The organism is Streptomyces sp. bgisy027 (genome assembly GCF_057710365.1).
Genome location: NZ_JBYIVZ010000027.1, coordinates 99,645 through 116,414, shown reverse-complemented (window position 1 = coordinate 116,414; position 16,770 = coordinate 99,645). Strand labels below are relative to the sequence as shown.

Annotated in this window: 17 protein-coding genes and 1 riboswitch; of the genes, 14 read left to right on the top strand and 3 right to left on the bottom strand. The window is 70.6% G+C overall.

The window, feature by feature from the left end; genetic code table 11:
* Window positions 1-260: 260 nt before the first annotated feature.
* A complete protein-coding gene (locus AC3ETA_RS26800) occupies window positions 261-842 on the bottom strand; it encodes a TetR/AcrR family transcriptional regulator (RefSeq protein WP_432195460.1) in 582 nt (193 codons plus the stop codon).
* Between the two features lie 121 nt (window positions 843-963).
* On the opposite strand from AC3ETA_RS26800, the gene AC3ETA_RS26795 reads away from it, so the two are divergent.
* Window positions 964-1,845 (top strand): SCO6745 family protein, encoded by an 882-nt coding sequence (locus AC3ETA_RS26795; protein WP_432195459.1) that lies wholly within the window; start codon window positions 964-966, stop codon window positions 1,843-1,845.
* A gap of 157 nt (window positions 1,846-2,002) precedes the next feature.
* Here AC3ETA_RS26795 and AC3ETA_RS26790 read toward each other — a convergent pair whose 3' ends face one another.
* Window positions 2,003-2,185, bottom strand: a complete 183-nt coding sequence (locus AC3ETA_RS26790; protein ID WP_432195458.1) for an antitoxin — start codon at window positions 2,183-2,185, stop codon at window positions 2,003-2,005.
* A 216-nt stretch (window positions 2,186-2,401) separates the two neighbouring features.
* Between AC3ETA_RS26790 and AC3ETA_RS26785 the strand changes: the two genes are divergently transcribed.
* The 13 genes from AC3ETA_RS26785 to AC3ETA_RS26725 all read left to right on the top strand — a co-directional run bounded on the left by AC3ETA_RS26785 (window position 2,402) and on the right by AC3ETA_RS26725 (window position 16,036).
* The gene (locus tag AC3ETA_RS26785; protein ID WP_432195482.1) at window positions 2,402-3,133 is read left to right on the top strand and encodes an HNH endonuclease family protein; all 732 of its coding nucleotides are present in this window, start codon (window positions 2,402-2,404) and stop codon (window positions 3,131-3,133) included.
* A gap of 43 nt (window positions 3,134-3,176) precedes the next feature.
* The gene (locus AC3ETA_RS26780; protein ID WP_432195457.1) at window positions 3,177-3,920 is read left to right on the top strand and encodes an N-acetyltransferase; all 744 of its coding nucleotides are present in this window, start codon (window positions 3,177-3,179) and stop codon (window positions 3,918-3,920) included.
* Window positions 3,921-4,131: 211 nt separating this feature from the next.
* Window positions 4,132-4,785, top strand: a complete 654-nt coding sequence (locus tag AC3ETA_RS26775) for a hypothetical protein (protein WP_432195456.1) — start codon at window positions 4,132-4,134, stop codon at window positions 4,783-4,785.
* Window positions 4,786-4,823: 38 nt separating this feature from the next.
* Window positions 4,824-6,317, top strand: a complete 1,494-nt coding sequence (locus AC3ETA_RS26770; RefSeq protein ID WP_432195481.1) for a protein kinase domain-containing protein — start codon at window positions 4,824-4,826, stop codon at window positions 6,315-6,317.
* Window positions 6,318-6,512: 195 nt separating this feature from the next.
* A complete protein-coding gene (locus AC3ETA_RS26765) occupies window positions 6,513-7,157 on the top strand; it encodes a SurA N-terminal domain-containing protein (RefSeq protein WP_432195455.1) in 645 nt (214 codons plus the stop codon).
* 272 nt (window positions 7,158-7,429) lie between these two features.
* Window positions 7,430-8,410 (top strand): nucleoside triphosphate pyrophosphohydrolase, encoded by a 981-nt coding sequence (locus AC3ETA_RS26760; protein WP_432195454.1) that lies wholly within the window; start codon window positions 7,430-7,432, stop codon window positions 8,408-8,410.
* A 251-nt stretch (window positions 8,411-8,661) separates the two neighbouring features.
* A complete protein-coding gene (locus AC3ETA_RS26755; protein ID WP_432195453.1) occupies window positions 8,662-9,942 on the top strand; it encodes a cytochrome P450 family protein in 1,281 nt (426 codons plus the stop codon).
* A 166-nt stretch (window positions 9,943-10,108) separates the two neighbouring features.
* Entirely contained in the window at window positions 10,109-11,182 is a 1,074-nt protein-coding gene (locus AC3ETA_RS26750; protein WP_432195452.1) for a transglycosylase family protein, read from the top strand.
* Window positions 11,183-11,390: 208 nt separating this feature from the next.
* Window positions 11,391-11,590, top strand: a riboswitch (cyclic di-AMP (ydaO/yuaA leader).
* A 4-nt stretch (window positions 11,591-11,594) separates the two neighbouring features.
* Entirely contained in the window at window positions 11,595-12,284 is a 690-nt protein-coding gene (locus AC3ETA_RS26745; RefSeq protein WP_432195451.1) for a transglycosylase family protein, read from the top strand.
* 307 nt (window positions 12,285-12,591) lie between these two features.
* Complete coding sequence (gene eno, locus AC3ETA_RS26740) at window positions 12,592-13,881, top strand: phosphopyruvate hydratase (RefSeq protein ID WP_432195450.1); 1,290 nt, start codon at window positions 12,592-12,594, stop codon at window positions 13,879-13,881.
* Window positions 13,882-13,997: 116 nt separating this feature from the next.
* A complete protein-coding gene (locus tag AC3ETA_RS26735; protein ID WP_432195449.1) occupies window positions 13,998-14,471 on the top strand; it encodes an FtsB family cell division protein in 474 nt (157 codons plus the stop codon).
* A 25-nt stretch (window positions 14,472-14,496) separates the two neighbouring features.
* Window positions 14,497-15,012 (top strand): DUF501 domain-containing protein, encoded by a 516-nt coding sequence (locus AC3ETA_RS26730; RefSeq protein WP_093746284.1) that lies wholly within the window; start codon window positions 14,497-14,499, stop codon window positions 15,010-15,012.
* A 58-nt stretch (window positions 15,013-15,070) separates the two neighbouring features.
* Window positions 15,071-16,036, top strand: a complete 966-nt coding sequence (locus AC3ETA_RS26725; protein WP_432195448.1) for a Ppx/GppA phosphatase family protein — start codon at window positions 15,071-15,073, stop codon at window positions 16,034-16,036.
* 82 nt (window positions 16,037-16,118) lie between these two features.
* Here AC3ETA_RS26725 and AC3ETA_RS26720 read toward each other — a convergent pair whose 3' ends face one another.
* Window positions 16,119-16,337 (bottom strand): hypothetical protein, encoded by a 219-nt coding sequence (locus tag AC3ETA_RS26720; RefSeq protein WP_432195447.1) that lies wholly within the window; start codon window positions 16,335-16,337, stop codon window positions 16,119-16,121.
* Window positions 16,338-16,770 lie beyond the last annotated feature (433 nt).

Here is a 16,770-nt window from a genome sequence, read left to right as displayed (position 1 = left end):
TTGAGGTCAAGTGCTGGGTGTCGAGTGCTGGGTGTCGGGTGCCGGGTGCCGGGTGTCGGGTGTCGAGTGCTGGGTGCTGGGTGCTGGGTGTCGGGTGCTGGGTGTCGGGTGTCGGGTGTCGGGTGTCGAGTGCTGGGTGCTGGGTGCTGGGTGCTGGGTGCTGGGTGCTGGGTGTCGGGTGCTGGGTGCTGGGTGCCGGGTGTCGAGTGCTGGGTGTCGAGTGCCGGTCCACCGGGTGCCGGGTTCGCGGTGAGGGGTTTTCAGGCGGGGTTGCGGAGCAGCATCGCCGCCAGCGCCCGGAACGCCTCCTCGGGGTCCTGGTCGCCGAGCGGGCCGTCCAGGTTGTGGCTGAGGAGCAGCGTGGCGAAGCCGTGTGCCAGGGACCAGGCGGCGACCGAGGCCATGCGGGGCTCGATGCCGAGCTCCTCGGGGTGCACGAGGGCGACGGCGCCGCGCAGGGCGTCACCGGCGAGGGCGCGCGCCGTGGTCAGTTCCAGGTCGTCGTTGCGCAGCAGCTCGGGCGAGAACATCACCTGGAAGTGCGCGGGGTGTTCGCGCGCGAAGCGGACGTAGCGCACACCGGCGGCCTTCAGGTCCGCCGCCTCGATGAGCGCGGTCGACAGCAGCCCGAACCCTTCGGCGGCGATCGCCGTGAGCAGCCCGGTGCGGTCCCTGAAGTGATGGGCCGGCGCGGCGTGCGAGACACCGGCGCGGCGGGCCAGGTCGCGCAGGCTGAGCGCGGACGGACCGTCGGTGGCGATGACGTCGAGCGCGGTGGTGAGGATGGCTCGCCGCAGGTCGCCGTGGTGGTACGGGCGGCGAGAAGAGGTCTGCTGCGTCATGGCAGCAGCGTACGCGCAATCTAGGCGGCGACAAGTTTTTCCCATCTAGGCGTTGCCAAGTTCCGAGGTGTTCGGGCAATCTTGTCAGTGTCAAGTTACGGAGAGGGGCTGGGGGCGCGCCATGGCGAATCAGGACAGCGATATGGATCCGGGTCGGGTGCGGCAGCTCTGGCATCTGCTGGAACCGCTGCACGCGGTGCTGTATTACGCGCCGGAAGCCTTCGAGGAGGCCGCCGGGCTCGGGTACGCCACCGACGAGCGCTGGCCGAGCTACTTCCCTTACCGGGCGGCGCCGTTGGGGGTGACCGGCGCGCGGAGTGTCACCTCCGCGTTCTACAGCTTCAGTCCGCGCATGGTGGCCGAACACGTCGACCCGGCCTGGAAGGTCGCGAGTCCCGAGGCCGTGCTGCGGGCGCGGGTGCGCGGCGTCGACCGGGCCTGCCGCGCGATATTCGGCGACCGGGTGGACAGTCCCGAACTGGCCGAGCTCGCGGCCCTCGTCCGTCGCGCCGCCGAGGCGGCGAACACCGCGGGCCGCCCGCTCGCCGCGGCCAACGCCGCCCTGGACTGGCCGGAGGTCCCGCACCTCCAGCTCTGGCACGCGGCGACGATCCTGCGTGAGCATCGCGGCGACGGTCACACAGCCGCCCTGATGGTGGCCGGCCTGGATCCCGTGGAAGCGCTGGTGTCCTTCGCCGCGATAGGCGCAGCCTCCGTCGAGCGCTTCGAGAGCCGTGGCTGGAGCCCCGAGGAATGGCAGTCGGCCCGTGACCGTCTGACCGCCCGAGGTCTGGTCGACGCAGACGGTACGGCCACGGAGGCGGGCCGTGAACTGCGCCGCACCGTCGAGGAGCACACCGACCGACTCGCCGCGGCACCCTGGCAGTCGCTCACCGCGGCGGAGATCGACCGTCTCGTGGAACTGCTCGGTGAGTTCTGGGTGGCGGTGCTGTCCTCCGGGCTGCTGCCTTCGGAGACGACGCTGGGGATCGGGAAGGTGTGACGCCGGCACGCGAAGCCGTCCGCGGGAGGGATCTCTCCCTGGATGCGGACGGCCCCTGCTTCCAAGGCGGTTCACCTCGAAGCGGTTCACCTCAAGGCGTTCGTCGACTGCCCGACCGTGACGCGGGCGCCGGTGGGGCTGTGCGGCGCTTGCGGTCCTACGGCTGATCGGGCCTGTCGCGGTTCATGCCGAGTTCGCGCTCCATCCTCTGCTGCGCTTCGTCGACCTGCCCCTCGTACTTGTTGCCCGTCCTCTCGTTGACCTTCCGCTCCGCGGTGTCGGACGCGTCCTTCGCCTTGTCCTGCGCCTGGCGGTTCTTGAACCTGTCGAAGATGCCCATCCAGAGCTCCTTCCCGAGGTGATTCACCACCGACGATACGCCCGAGTTGCGAAGTACGCGCGATTGGGTCGGGCCTCCTGAATGCCGCCGTGCGCCGGGTCGCTACCGTGTGCGAGACGGAGTACCAGGGAAAACCGCCTGTGCGGGGCGGAACGCGCGGCAGGGGAGGGGCGCATCGTGACGCGTCTGAAGGGCGGTGCGGCGAGCGCCGCGGCGATGCTCGGCATGGTGCTGGTCCTGGCGGGATGCGAGAACGTCGATCTACCCGTGGACGACGGGGCTTCCGGCGCCGCCCCTGCCCCCGGGTCCGGCCGCGCCGTGAGCCCGCTCGACAACCCCGACGGCACGAAACCCGGCCTCGCCCCGCTCACCTCGGACGCCGACCGGTCCAAGGCCCGGGACCTGATCGAGAAGGTGGCGACCAAGGGCCGCGGCCCCAGGACGGGCTACGACCGGGACGAGTTCGGCTATGCATGGATGGACTCGGCGCCGGGCGGCATCCCGTTCTCGCGCAACGGCTGCGACACCCGCAACGACCTGCTCAAGCGCGACGGCGAGGACGTCCGTCACCGCTCCGGCTCCGACTGCGTCGTGGCCTCGATGACACTCCACGACCCGTACACGGGCCGGACGATCGAGTGGACCAAGTCCCGGGCCACGACCGTGCAGATCGACCACGTCATGCCGCTGTCCTACGACTGGCAGATGGGCGCCTCGCGCTGGCCGAAGGGCAAGCGCCAGGACATCGCCAACGACCCTCTCAACCTCATACCGGTCGACGGCCCGGCCAACAGCTCCAAGGGCGACTCCGGCCCCGCGTCCTGGCTGCCCCCGAACAAGAGCATCCGCTGCTCCTACGCGGTGCGCTTCGCCCAGGTGTCGCTGAAGTACGAACTCCCGGTGACCGGTGCCGACAAGGAGACGATGCTGCGTCAGTGCGGTGGCTGAAAACGGATTTCCCGCGCGCACGCCGCGTGCCTACGGTTCCGGCATGGAACTGAAGGTGTGGAGCCTGGCGGAACGGCCGGAGATGCTCCAGCGGGTCCTCGCGATGCCGGACACATGGCCGGAGTTCGTCGTCCAGGACCCCGTGGGCAACGCGCACTACGCCCGGATCCCGCGGGAGTTCCCGGAGTACGCGCTGTTCGCGGAGGACGAGCGGGGAGCGGTGGTCGCCCATGCGTTCAGCGTTCCGTTCGCCCTTGACGCCGACGGCCGCGGCCGGCTGCCCGCCCGGGGCTGGGACGAGGTGCTGGTGTGGGCCTTCGCCGACCTGCGCGGCCGCGTCCGCCCCGACACCGTGAGCGCCGTCTCCGTCGTGATCGCCCCGCACGCGCTCGGCGGGGGCCTGTCCGCGCGGCTGCTCGGCGCGATGCGGGACAACGCCCGCGCCCGGGGCTTCAGCGAGGTCGTCGCCCCGGTCCGCCCCAACGCCAAGCACCTCGAACCGCGCACCCCCATCGAGGAGTACGCCCACCGGGTACGCCCCGACGGCCTGCCCCACGACCCGTGGCTGCGCGTGCACGCCCGCGCCGGAGCGACGATCGACTCCATCGCTCCGGCCTCCATGACCGTTGCCGGATCGCTGGAGCAGTGGCGCCGCTGGACCGGGCTGCCCTTCGACGTCCCGGGCGAGGTCGAGGTGCCCGGCGCGCTGGTGCCGGTGCGGTGCGAGCCGGAGCGGGGCTACGCCGTGTACGTCGAGCCCAACGTGTGGATGCGGCACCCGCTCTGAGCCGCCAGGGACGGGCGGGGCCGGAAGCCGGGGCTCCGCGCGACCTGCGCCGTCGCGGGAAGTGATCAGCACGACAACGGTTCGGTACAACCGGTGACCCTATGTCGGTGTCGACCTATACGCTCGAAGCGACAATCGCACGACCGAGGTTGCCCCGTACCGGGCAGGGTCGGTCGACCCCGCGCGCCCACCTCAGGCATCAGGAGCAGTCATGCAAGGCCACGGCTATCCGCAGCCGGTGAAGCAGCCGCCGCCCACCGGTTGGCTGGTTTTCCTGCGCGTGGTCTTCGTCGTGATGTCGGTGCTGAGCTTCGGCCTGCTGATGTGGGTGATGATGCTGCGCCTGGCGATCGTGACCCGCAGGGCGCTCGACTGGTGTCTGTTCACGGCGTCGATCGTGGTGGAGTTCCTCGGCCTGTACCTGATGGGCTCCGAGCCGGGCGACGAGATCCACACCGCCGGCGGCTGGACGGGCCTCGCCCTCGTCCTGGGCGGCATGGTGGCCGCGATCGCGTACTACCTCTCCGCGGACATACGCCACTTCCACCAGCTCCGCTTCTCCGGCTACGCCGGGCAGCGGCAGGCGTCCCCGGCCTACGGCTACCCGCAGGCCCAGTCGCCCTACACGGCCACGACGGTGCCGCAGTCGCCGCCGATACCCCAGCGGCCGCTGCCGAACACCCCGCTGCCGAACACCCCGATGTCGCAGACGCCGATGCCGCGCACGCCCGCGCCGCCGCCCACGCCCCCGCAGCGCCCCGCGCCCGCGCGCATCGACCAGGTGCGCGCCGAGCTCGACGAGCTCAGTGACTACCTGCGCAAGCACGACACCCGCCCGGACGGCGACCACGAGGGCGGACGGTGACCGTGACGACAGGGCGTGTCGTCGCCGGCCGTTACGCCCTGTCCGCGCTCATCGGCCAGGGCGGCATGGGCCAGGTCTGGACGGCGTACGACCAGCGGCTCGACCGGCGCGTGGCGGTGAAACTGCTGCGCCCCGACAAGGTGGCCGGGCAGGAGGCGGACGAACTGCGCCGCCGGTTCGTGCGCGAGTGCCGGGTGACCGCGCAGGTCGACCACCCCGGGCTGGTCACGGTGCACGACGCGGGCAGCGAGGGCGAGGAACTGTTCCTCGTCATGCAGTACGTCGACGGTGCGGACCTCGCCGCCCATCTCGCCGAGCACGACCCGTACCCCTGGCAGTGGGCGGTCGCGATCGCCGCACAACTGTGCGCCGTGCTGAGCGCCGTGCACGCGGTGCCGATCGTCCACCGCGACCTCAAGCCGCGCAACCTTATGGTGAAGCAGGACGGCACGGTCACCGTCCTCGACCTCGGCGTCGCCTCCGTCATGGACGCCGACACCACCCGCCTCACCCACACCGGCACACCCATCGGCTCGCCCGCCTACATGGCCCCCGAGCAGGCGATGGGCGGCGCGGTCGGCCCGTACACCGACCTGTACGCACTGGGCGTGCTCATGCACGAACTCCTCAGCGGAGACGTGCCGTTCTCCGGCTCGACCGCGCTCGGCGTGCTGCACCGGCATCTGTACGAGCCGCCGGTGCCCGTGCGCCGAGTCCGCCCGGAGGTCCCCGAGGCGCTCGAAGCCCTGGTCCTGCGGCTGCTCGCGAAGGACCCGCAGCACCGGCCCGCCTCCGCGCAGCAGGTGTACGACGACCTGGAGTCGCTGCTGCCCGCGCGCGGCATCCACACCGGAGAGCCGCTGGACCCCACCCGCCCGTTCCTGCGCCCGCACGCCCCCTGGCCGGACCGGGCGCGCACCCCCGCGCCCCAGCCGACGCCCGCCACCCCGGTCACGCCCGCCGACGAGAAACCGGACGTCGCGCGCGCCGTCGACGAGGTCAAGCGGCTGCTCGGCGAGGGCCGGATCACCCAGGCCGTCGACATCCTCGGCGCGATCCTGCCCACCGCGGCAGAACAGCACGGCGAGCACTCCCCGGTGGTGCGCACCCTGCGCAAGCAGTACGCGGCCACCCTCATGGACGACGGCCAGTACCGGCGCGCGCTGCCCGAACTGCGCCGCCTCGCCGACGAACGCGCCTCCGAGGCCGGCCAGGCCGACCCGCAGGCCCTGCGCTTCCGCTACGACGTCGCCCAGTGCCTGGAACAGCTCGGACAGCCGGCAGCCGCGCTCACCGAGTACCGCGCGCTGCTGCCGTACTACGAGAACCAGTACGTCTCCGGCGACCCCGAGCTCGCCCACGACGTCCGCCGCCGCATCGGACACCTCCTGCTCGCCGTGGGCGACCGTCCCGCCGCCCACGACACCCTGGCCCGCCTGCTGATGGACGTCGAGCGCCTGCACGGCCCCGGCCACCCGGTCGCGGCGGAGGTAAGGCGGACCTTGCAGTGGCTCGGGCAGATGCGCGGCTAGGTGTGCTGTCCGGGGACACCCAGGCCGACGCACCGGTGCCCGTCACGGGCCGACCCTCGCCCGGCGCGGTGCGGCGGTGCCCGAAGTCCTGGTGAATCGTTGGTCCAATGGGTTGGCCAGAGCTTGCCCACTGCCTACCATCGATCACCGCAAGACTTTGTGCACCGCCGCACAAGCTCTCCTCGGGAGGTCTCCTTGCACCGCCGCCGTCGCACCGCGCTTCTCCTCTCCGCCGCGATCGTCGCGGCACCCCTGCTCACCGCCTGCGGCAACGACGCGCACCCCGGTGCGGCGGCCGTGGTCGGCGGCCAGCGGATCACCGTGTCGCAGTTGGAGAACAGGGTGAGTGAGGTCCGCACCGCGCAGCGTGACGCCGTACCGGACGAGGCCGCCTACGCGCAGGTCATCGCCAAGTCGGGCACTCTCCCGCGCGACGTGCTGCACAACATGGTCCTCGACGAGGTGCTGCACAAGGCCGCCGAGGACGCCGACGTGAGCGTCACCCGCAAGGAGATCCAGCAGATGCGCGCCGACCTGGAGGGCCAGGCGGGCGGTGCCAAGGCGCTGGAGACCGCCTGGCTCCAGCAGTACGGCATCCCGCCGCAGCGCCTCGACGAGAACCTCCGCCTCCAGCTGGAGGCCCAGAAGCTCGCCACCGTGCTCGGTACCGACACCGGCAAGCCGGCCTTCTGGAACGCCCTGGCCACGGCCTCCAAGCAGCTCGACATCGACGTGAACCCGCGCTACGGCACCTGGGACGTCCAGAAGAGCAGCCGCGCGGACGCGAAGACACCGTGGGTCCGCGAGGTGACGGCGGCGGGGGCTCTGCCCGCGGTGTGACGGCAGCGGGGCTCAGTCCGCGGTGTGACGGCGGCGGGGCTCAGCCTGCGGTGTGACGGCGGCGGGGCTCAGCCCGCGGTGTGACGGCGGCCGCGGCGGCCACCGGACCGGCCGGGCATCCCGGCCCGGCTCTCCGCAGGGCGGAGCATCCCGGCCTCGCCCTCCGCAGGGCGGGGCGTCCCGGCTCCACCCCACTGTGGACAACTCCGGAGCCGCCGCCCGGCCTGTGGATAACTCGGGGACTTGTGGGTCCCTTGGGTTACGTTCGGATCGTGAACGCAACCAGTCCCGAAGCCGCGGCTCCCGGCCGCATCGTCCTGCTCACCACCAGCCACCGCGTCGCCCCCGGCCTGCTGTCCTGGCCCGCGTGGCAGGCGCTGCGCTCCGCCGACCGCGTGCTGTGCGCGGACGGCGCCCATCCGCAGCTGCCGTATCTGCGCGAGGCCGGGATACCGGTCGACGAGGCCGCCCCGACCGCCCAGGAACTGATCGACGCGTGCGCCGGCGGCCACACCGTCGTGGTCGTGGCGACCGGCGAGGGCGAGCCCGCGCTCACCGACGGCCTCGCCCGCCTGGCCGGCTCGGGCCGCGTAGCGATGCCGGAACTGGAACTGCTCCCCGCCTCCTACGACCTCCCCGGCGCCCGTCTCCTCGACCTCGTCCAGGTCATGGACCGCATCCGCGTCGAGTGCCCGTGGTCCTCCCAGCAGACCCACAAGGGCCTGGCGAAGTACGGCATCGAGGAGGCCTACGAACTCGTCGAGGCGATCGAGGAAGGCGACCGCGACGAACTCCGCGAGGAACTCGGCGACGTCCTCCTCCAGGTCGTCTTCCACTCCCGGATCGCCGAGGAGGACCCCGAGTCCCCCTTCTCCATCGACGACGTGGCCGGTGGCATCGTCACCAAGCTCATCCACCGCCACCCCCATGTCTTCGGCGACGAGACGGCGACGACCCCGGAGGAGGTCAAGGAGCACTGGCTGCGCACGAAGGCGGAGGAGAAGCGCCGGGAGTCGGTGACGGAGGGCATCCCCCTCGGCCAGCCGGGTCTCGCCCTCGCGGCGAAGCTGGCGTCCAGAGTCCGCACGGCGGGCCTGGACGTACCGCTGCCGACCGGCGACGGCATCGGCTACGAGCTGCTCGGGATGGCGGTCCGCGCGGAGGCGGCCGGGGTGGACCCGGAGGCGGCCCTGCGGGTCGCGGCCCGCGCGTACCGGGACGCGGTACGGGCGGCGGAAGGGGTGTCCTCCTAACCCCGGCGGTCCCGCCGCACCCCGCCCTCTCCGGATACGGTCTGCGCGCCTCTCTCCTCTTGCGGGTAGCGTCTGCGAGCGCGGGTACCGTCTGCGAGCTTCTCCCCCCTTGCGGGTACCGTCTGTGCGCTTCTCCCCCTTCCGGATACGGTCTGCGCGCCTCTCCCCCCTTGCGGATACCGTCTCGGCGCCTCTCCCCCCTTGCGGATACCGTCTCCGCGCCTCTCTCCCCCTCCGGATACCGTCAAGGAGTGACCAACCAGCCCCACCCCCCGACCCCCCTCACCGAGGCCCCCGAACTCTTCACCTGGGAGTTCGCGACGGACCCCTACCCCGCCTACGCCTGGCTCCGGGAACACGCGCCCGTGCACCGGACACGGCTCCCCAGCGGGGTGGAGGCCTGGCTGGTCACCCGGTACGCCGACGCCAAGCAGACGCTCGCCGACAACCGGCTCTCCAAGAACCCGGCCCACCACGTCGAACCCGCGCATGCCAAGGGCAAGACCGGCATCCCGGGGGAGCGCAAGGCCGACCTGATGACGCATCTGCTCAACATCGATCCGCCGGACCACACCAGGCTCCGCCGGCTCGTCTCCAAGGCGTTCACACCCCGCAGGGTCGCCGAGTTCGCGCCACGGGTGCAGGAGCTCACCGATCAGCTCATCGACCGGTTCGCGGCGGAGGGGAGCGCCGACCTCATCCACGAGTTCGCCTTCCCGCTCCCCATCTACGCGATCTGCGACCTGCTGGGCGTTCCGCGCGAGGACCAGGACGACTTCCGGGACTGGGCGGGCATGATGATCCGGCACCAGGGCGGCCCGAGGGGCGGGGTCGCGCGGTCCGTGAAGAAGATGCGCGGCTATCTGGCCGACCTGATCCACCGCAAGCGGGAGGCACTTCCGGCCACCCCCGACTCCGGCGAGGACCTCATCTCCGGTCTCATCCGCGCCTCCGACCACGGTGAGCACCTCACCGAGAACGAGGCCGCGGCCATGGCCTTCATCCTGCTGTTCGCCGGCTTCGAGACGACTGTCAACCTCATCGGCAACGGCACGTTCGCCCTGCTCACCCACCCCGAGCAGCGCGCCCGCCTGCAGACCTCACTGGCCGCCAACAACACCGCCCTGCTGGAAACCGGCGTCGAGGAACTCCTGCGCTACGACGGCCCGGTCGAGCTCGCCACCTGGCGCTTCGCCACCGAGCCGCTCACCATCGGCGGGCAGGACATCGCGGCCGGCGACCCCGTCCTGGTCGTTCTGGCCGCCGCCGACCGGGACCCGGAGCGGTTCGCCGACCCCGACGTCCTGGACCTCGGCCGCCGCGACAACCAGCACCTCGGCTACGGCCACGGCATCCACTACTGCCTCGGCGCCCCGCTGGCCCGTCTGGAGGGCCAGACCGCGCTCGCCACGCTCCTCACCCGCCTCCCGGATCTCCGACTCGCCGTGGATCCGGGGGAGTTGAGGTGGCGGGGCGGTCTCATCATGCGCGGACTGCGTACGCTTCCGGTGGAGTTCACCCCCGTTGGGTGAGTACGTCCACCTCGGCAAACATGACGCGTGCTCATGTCTGTGATCTTCACGTGATCTGCGCGGCATTAACTTGTGACAAGTGATCGTCTGCCTATACGTTCACGGATCAACAGGGCGTCCAGGTTTTGAGCGCCGTGTTCAGTGCTGCCTCGCGAAAGGTCCCCGCATGCTCTCCGGGAACGGTCGTCACCGTCGCCCCCGTCAGGCTCCGGCTCTCCTCGTCGCGGCCGGAGTCACCGGGTCCGCGATCGCCATCCCGCTCCTCGGCGCCAGTGGCGCGAGCGCTGCCGACGGCACCGTCTGGGACAAGGTGGCCGAGTGCGAGAGCGGCGGCTCGTGGAGCGCCGACGACGGCAACGGGCAGTACGGCGGACTCCAGTTGACCCAGGACGACTGGGAGCAGTACGGCGGCCTCGACTACGCCACCAGCCCCGACCTGGCCAGCCGCTCGCAGCAGATCGCCGTGGCGCAGGAGATCCTGGCGGACCAGGGGACCAAGCCGTGGGGTACGTGCGCGGTGCTCAACGGGCTCACCAAGAAGTCCGGATCGGTCGAACTCGACACCGGGGTGGAGGACGGCTCACCCTCCGAGGTGTCCGGATCCTCCGGTTTGCTCGATTCATCCAACTCGTCCAGCTCGTCGAATTCATCTGATGCATCAGATTCATCTGACTCATCCGGTGAGTCCGACTCGGGTGATTCCTCCGACGCGTCGACGCCGTCCGGCGACCCCTCGCAGTCGGCGAGCGGCACTCCGGACGCTTCGTCCGAATCGCCCGGGAAGTCCTCTTCTTCGCCGTCTTCATCCGGTGGGTCCGACAAGTCCTCGAAGTCTGACACGTCACCCGAGGCGACGGCCTCGCAGTCGCCGGAGGGCTCGCCCGTCGAGGAGTCCGAAGCGGACAATCAGGACAACTGGTCGCAGGATGCCGGTTCCTGGAGCCTCGTCGACACCGGTTCGGTCAACGATGCCGACGATGCGGTCGAGCGGGCGACGAACGGCACCGGCCGGCATCGCGGCCCCAGCGCCCACGAGAGCGGCACCGCCGAGGCGACCACCAAGTCCGCCGGACGCCACGCCTCCTACAAGGTCCGCGAGGGCGACACGCTCGCCTCCATCGCCGACTCCCTTGACCTTGAGGGTGGATGGCGTGCGCTGTACCGGGCGAACGAGAAGGCCATCGGCGCCGACGCCGACCGCATCGCTCCCGGTCAGACGCTGGACGTCCCCGTCGAATAGCGGTCGAACAGGGCGAAAAACAGCGGCAGTTCACGTCATGTTTCGCGTTGAATGTCCGTTTTGAAAGCAGTGAGAGATAGATCTCAGAAGCCCTGATCGTCTTTGAAATTCCGCGAATCGCGTGTCTACGGTCGTGACCGCTCGCCACCAGTGCGGGCCCCTGCGGCCGTCACGCCGAATCCTGCCGGCGGCCGTACGGGAACAGTCGTCGCGTCATGCGCCGTAGGCAGGAGCGGGGGACCCAAGGTTTGCGCCGGGTCCGGCGGTTGAGGTCCTTCGGGGCCGCACCGCCGGAACCGGCTCGGGGTGAAGTCGCGCAGCGGGAGCCGAGAGGCGAGCGTGCGCGGCCGGGCAACTCAACCGGCCCGAACCCGACAGCTCACCTCGTAGGCGTCGGTGAGGGGATCCAACCATGCTGTTTTCCAGCAAGGGCAAGCACCGTCGTCCGTCCAAGGCCGCTCGCGCCATCGCCGTCGTCGGCGTCACCGGTGCCGCCGCCGTCGCCGCCCCGCTGATGGCCGCCGGCAACGCCTCGGCCGCCACCGCCTCCGAGTGGGACGCCGTCGCCCAGTGCGAGTCCGGCGGCAACTGGTCGATCAACACCGGCAACGGCTACTACGGCGGTCTGCAGTTCTCCGCCTCCACCTGGGCCGCGTACGGCGGTACCGCCTATGCCTCCACCGCCGACCAGGCCACCAAGTCCCAGCAGATCGAGATAGCCGAGAAGGTCCTCGCGGGCCAGGGCAAGGGTGCCTGGCCGCACTGCGGCACCGGCCTGTCCAGCGCCGCGTACACCGGCTCCTCCGCCGGCGGCTCCTCGCAGAGCACCGAGTCCACCACGCGCTCCTCCGAGCAGCAGTCGGCCTCCCGCTCCGCCGACCGCCCGGCCGCCGAGAAGAGCACCAAGACCGTCACCACCCCGGCCGGCAAGAAGGTCGAGAAGGGCGACGGCGAGTACAAGGTCGCCAAGGGTGACACCCTCAGCACGATCGCGGCCGAGCACGACGTCAAGGGCGGCTGGGAGAAGCTCTTCGAGCTGAACAAGGACATCGTCGAGGACGCCGACCTGATCTACCCCGGTCAGCAGCTGCACCTGAAGTAAGAGGGCGCGGCCACGGCGATGCGTGGCCGACAGCTGAACCACGGCGCCTTCACAGCCGTGGACCTCATAGTGAAGGCGTCGTGAGGGCCCCCGTCCCCACGAACTCCCCGCCTCGGTGCGTCTTCCCCCGTACGCACCGGGGCGGGGTCTTTTTGTACCGCCTCTTTGTTCCGTTCGGAAACAATTTACTCTCGGTTCTGTCCACGGGGCGGTCGACCGCTGGTCTGATGCCCGGAGCCGGTTAGGCTCGTCCCGCAGTCCCTCCGCGGACCGCGTACCCGCGTCACATCCCAAGAAGGAGATGCTCGTGCCGTCCATCGACGTCGTCGTAGCCCGGGAAATCCTGGACTCCCGAGGCAATCCCACGGTCGAGGTCGAGGTCGGCCTCGACGACGGCAGCACGGGTCGTGCCGCCGTTCCGTCCGGCGCCTCGACGGGTGCCTTCGAGGCCATCGAGCTCCGCGACGGTGACCCGAACCGTTACCAGGGCAAGGGTGTCGAGAAGGCCGTCCTCGCCGTCATCGAGCAGATCGGCCCGGAGCTGGTCGGCTACGACGCCACCGAGCAGCGCCTGATCGACCAGGCCATGTTCGACCTGGACGCCACCGACAACAAGGGCTCCCTCGGCGCCAACGCCATCCTCGGCGTCTCCCTCGCCGTCGCCCACGCCGCCTCCGAGGCGTCCGACCTGCCGCTGTTCCGCTACCTGGGTGGCCCGAACGCGCACCTGCTGCCCGTCCCGATGATGAACATCCTCAACGGCGGATCCCACGCGGACTCCAACGTCGACATCCAGGAGTTCATGATCGCCCCGATCGGCGCGGAGTCCTTCTCCGAGGCGCTGCGCTGGGGCACCGAGGTCTACCACACCCTCAAGAAGGTGCTGAAGGGCCGCGGCCTGTCCACCGGCCTCGGCGACGAGGGCGGCTTCGCCCCGAACCTCGGCTCCAACCGCGAGGCCCTCGACCTCATCCTCGAGGCCGTCAAGGAAGCCGGCTACGCCCCCGGCGAGCAGATCGCCCTCGCGCTCGACGTCGCCGCCTCCGAGTTCTACAAGGACGGCAAGTACCTCTTCGAGGGCAAGGAGCGCTCCGCCGCCGAGATGACGGAGTACTACGAGGAGCTCGTGGCGGCCTACCCGCTCGTCTCCATCGAGGACCCGCTGTTCGAGGACGACTGGGCGGGCTGGAAGGCCCTCACCGACAAGCTGGGCGACAAGGTCCAGATCGTCGGCGACGACCTGTTCGTCACGAACCCGGAGCGTCTGGCCCGCGGCATCGAGGACGGCGCCGCCAACGCGCTGCTCGTGAAGGTGAACCAGATCGGTTCGCTCACCGAGACCCTCGACGCCGTCGAGCTGGCCCAGCGCAACGGCTTCAAGTGCATGATGTCGCACCGCTCCGGCGAGACCGAGGACGTCACCATCGCCGACCTGGCCGTCGCCACCAACTGCGGCCAGATCAAGACCGGCGCCCCGGCCCGCTCCGAGCGCGTCGCCAAGTACAACCAGCTGCTGCGCATCGAGGAGATCCTCGACGACGCCGCGGTGTACGCCGGCCGCAGCGCCTTCCCGCGGTTTCGCTCCGCGAACCATTAAGGACAGCAAGGGCTGACCCCACCCGGGTAAGGCTTAGCCAGTCGTACGTACGTCCCCGTACTCGGTCCCGTACCGTGTGCGGGGACGTACGCACGTGAAAGGGGAGGCGAGAGCCGATGGCCGTCAAGGACCGGGACCGTTTCTCCACCGCGACCAGGATCCGGTTGCTCGGCGAGCAGACGGCGGCCCGCGTCTACCGCTCCCAGACCAAGCGGCAGGCCCGGCGCTCCCGGCTCACCGGACGCGCCGCGCTGCTCGCACTGGTGGTCTGCTCCCTCGTCGTGGCACTGGCCTACCCCATAAGGCAGTACGTCTCCCAGCGCGCCGAGATCGCCGACCTCCAGCGGGAGAAGGAGGAGGCCGCACAGCGTGTCGAGGACCTGCGTGACATCAAGGCACGCTGGCAGGACGACGCGTACGCCGAGCAGCAGATCCGGCAGCGGCTGCACTTCGTGATGCCCGGGGAGACCGGCTTCATCGTGGTCGACCCGGACGCGGCCAGGAAGTCGCGGACCGACCAGAGCGCGGCCGACCGGCCCTGGTACGCGAACATCTGGGACGGGGTCGACAAGGCCGACGCCGCCCAGTGAGATCCGAACCGATAGAAAGACAGGCATGGAAACGCCCCCGCCGCCCACCCCGCGCACCGAGCCCACCGACGCGGATGTCGAGGCCTTCAAGCAGCAGCTCGGCCGTCCGCCGCGCGGGCTGCGCGCGATCGCGCACCGGTGCCCGTGCGGGCAGCCGGACGTGGTCGAGACGGCCCCTCGCCTGCCCGACGGCACACCCTTCCCGACGCTGTACTACCTGACGTGCCCGAAGGCGTCCTCGGCGATCGGCACGCTGGAGGCGAACGGCGTGATGAAGGAGATGTCGGCACGGCTGGAGAGTGATCCGGAGCTGGCCGCGGCGTATCGCTCCGCGCACGAGGACTACATCCGGCGGCGGGACGAGATCGAGGAGCTGACCGGATTTCCGAGTGCGGGCGGCATGCCGGACCGGGTGAAGTGTCTGCATGTGCTGGTCGCGCACTCGCTGGCGGCCGGGCCCGGGGTGAACCCGCTGGGGGACGAGGCGATCGCGATGCTGCCGGAGTGGTGGATGAAGGGGCCGTGCGTGGTCGCGGAGTGACCTCGCCCCCGCCGACCGCACCGCTCGAAGAATGTCCCGTACGTCAGAAGGGCTCCCCATGACCCGCGTCGCCGCCATCGACTGCGGTACGAACTCGATCCGGCTTCTTGTCGCCGACGTCGATCCGGCCACCGGCGAACTCGTCGATCTGGACCGGCGTATGACCATCGTGCGTCTCGGCCAGGGCGTCGACCGTACGGGGCGGCTGGCGCCGGAGGCGCTGGAGCGTACCTTCGCCGCCTGCCGGGACTACGCGGCGATCATCAAGGAGCACGGCGCCGAGCGGCTGCGCTTCGTCGCCACGTCCGCCTCGCGGGACGCCGAGAACCGGGACGAGTTCGTGCGCGGCGTCATGGACATCCTGGGCGTGGAGCCCGAGGTCGTCACCGGGGACCAGGAGGCGGAGTTCTCCTTCACCGGCGCGACCAGGGAGCTGACCGGGCGGGCGGATCTGCACCGGCCCTACCTGGTCGTGGACATCGGCGGCGGCTCGACCGAGTTCGTCGTCGGCGAGGAGCACGTGCGCGCGGCGCGCTCCGTGGACGTCGGCTGCGTGCGGATGACCGAGCGGCACCTGGTGCGCGACGGCGCGGTCTGCGACCCGCCCTCCGCCGAGCAGATCGCCGCGATACGGGCCGACATCGAGTCGGCCCTCGACCTCGCCGAGGAGACGGTGCCGCTGCGCGAGGCGAAGACGCTGGTGGGACTTGCGGGTTCGGTCACCACGGTGTCGGCGATCGCGCAGGACCTGCCCGAGTACGACTCCGCGCGCATCCACCACTCCCGGGTCGGCCTCGACCGGGTCCGCGAGATCACCGACTGGCTGGTGCACTCCACCCACGCCGAGCGCGCGGCCGTGCCCTCCATGCACCCGGGGCGGGTCGACGTCATCGCGGCCGGTGCGCTGGTACTGCTGGCGATCATGGAGCGGATCGGCGCCGAGGAGGTCGTCGTCAGCGAGCACGACATCCTCGACGGCATCGCCTTCAAGGTCGCGGAAGAGGCCGCCCGGAACGGCCACTGATCCGCGCCGGCACATCGAACGGCCCCGGTGCCCTTCCGCGGGAGGGAACCGGGGCCGTCGTGCGAGCCCGAGCGGGCCGGCGTCAGTTGCAGAGGATGACGATGAGGCCGCTGCACCCGTCGTCATCGTCGCCGTGGCCGTGACTCGCCTGCGCGAGGGTGGCCTTGGAGGAATGGACGGGCGCCAAGGCCGAGGCGGACCCTGCCGTGAGGGCGCCCGTCGCCATGGCGATGCCGAGGGCAACGCCGACCGAGACTATTCGCTTGCCGGCCCGCTTGGGGGCCTTCCGTGAAGTGATCATGGCTGCACGCTATGTGCCCTTCTGATCATTTTCGCGCGGAGAGTGGCTGGATGGGTGACGGTGCCTCAGATTGCAGGTGCGGGGTGGTTCGTGTCTCGTTTTGCTACCTGCCGGTAGCCATCGAGTGAGCGGTGCGGTTAGCGTGTGAGCGCTTTCGAGGGGCCTTCCGGGCCCCTCGGAACCCTCCCGGAGCGACCCGCTCAAGAATGTTCGTGAAGTTCTTCACAAGGAATTCGGCCCTGTCGGAGCATGTCCAGGTGCCGGTTGACCCTTCCGAGGGGTGAACAGGCCCTTGAACATGTTCAGATGGCTCGTGTAATGAGGCTTCGGGGGCCCTTCGGCGGAGTGCGTCAGGTGCCCCTCACAGAAGGCCCGTTGCGACAGAGAGGCAGCTCACGCGGCATTGACAACGGGTCGTACCGCACCCCGGTTC

Bases quoted from the DNA above. Each gene is read 5' to 3' on its own strand.
- AC3ETA_RS26720 (WP_432195447.1), bottom strand. From the start codon at position 16,337: ATGATCACTTCACGGAAGGCCCCCAAGCGGGCCGGCAAGCGAATAGTC.
- AC3ETA_RS26750 (WP_432195452.1), top strand. From the start codon at position 10,109: ATGCTCTCCGGGAACGGTCGTCACCGTCGCCCCCGTCAGGCTCCGGCT.
- AC3ETA_RS26730 (WP_093746284.1), top strand. From the start codon at position 14,497: ATGGAAACGCCCCCGCCGCCCACCCCGCGCACCGAGCCCACCGACGCG.
- AC3ETA_RS26745 (WP_432195451.1), top strand. From the start codon at position 11,595: ATGCTGTTTTCCAGCAAGGGCAAGCACCGTCGTCCGTCCAAGGCCGCT.
- AC3ETA_RS26790 (WP_432195458.1), bottom strand. From the start codon at position 2,185: ATGGGCATCTTCGACAGGTTCAAGAACCGCCAGGCGCAGGACAAGGCG.
- AC3ETA_RS26775 (WP_432195456.1), top strand. From the start codon at position 4,132: ATGCAAGGCCACGGCTATCCGCAGCCGGTGAAGCAGCCGCCGCCCACC.
- AC3ETA_RS26735 (WP_432195449.1), top strand. From the start codon at position 13,998: ATGGCCGTCAAGGACCGGGACCGTTTCTCCACCGCGACCAGGATCCGG.
- AC3ETA_RS26785 (WP_432195482.1), top strand. From the start codon at position 2,402: ATGCTCGGCATGGTGCTGGTCCTGGCGGGATGCGAGAACGTCGATCTA.
- AC3ETA_RS26725 (WP_432195448.1), top strand. From the start codon at position 15,071: ATGACCCGCGTCGCCGCCATCGACTGCGGTACGAACTCGATCCGGCTT.
- AC3ETA_RS26795 (WP_432195459.1), top strand. From the start codon at position 964: ATGGCGAATCAGGACAGCGATATGGATCCGGGTCGGGTGCGGCAGCTC.
- AC3ETA_RS26780 (WP_432195457.1), top strand. From the start codon at position 3,177: ATGGAACTGAAGGTGTGGAGCCTGGCGGAACGGCCGGAGATGCTCCAG.
- AC3ETA_RS26800 (WP_432195460.1), bottom strand. From the start codon at position 842: ATGACGCAGCAGACCTCTTCTCGCCGCCCGTACCACCACGGCGACCTG.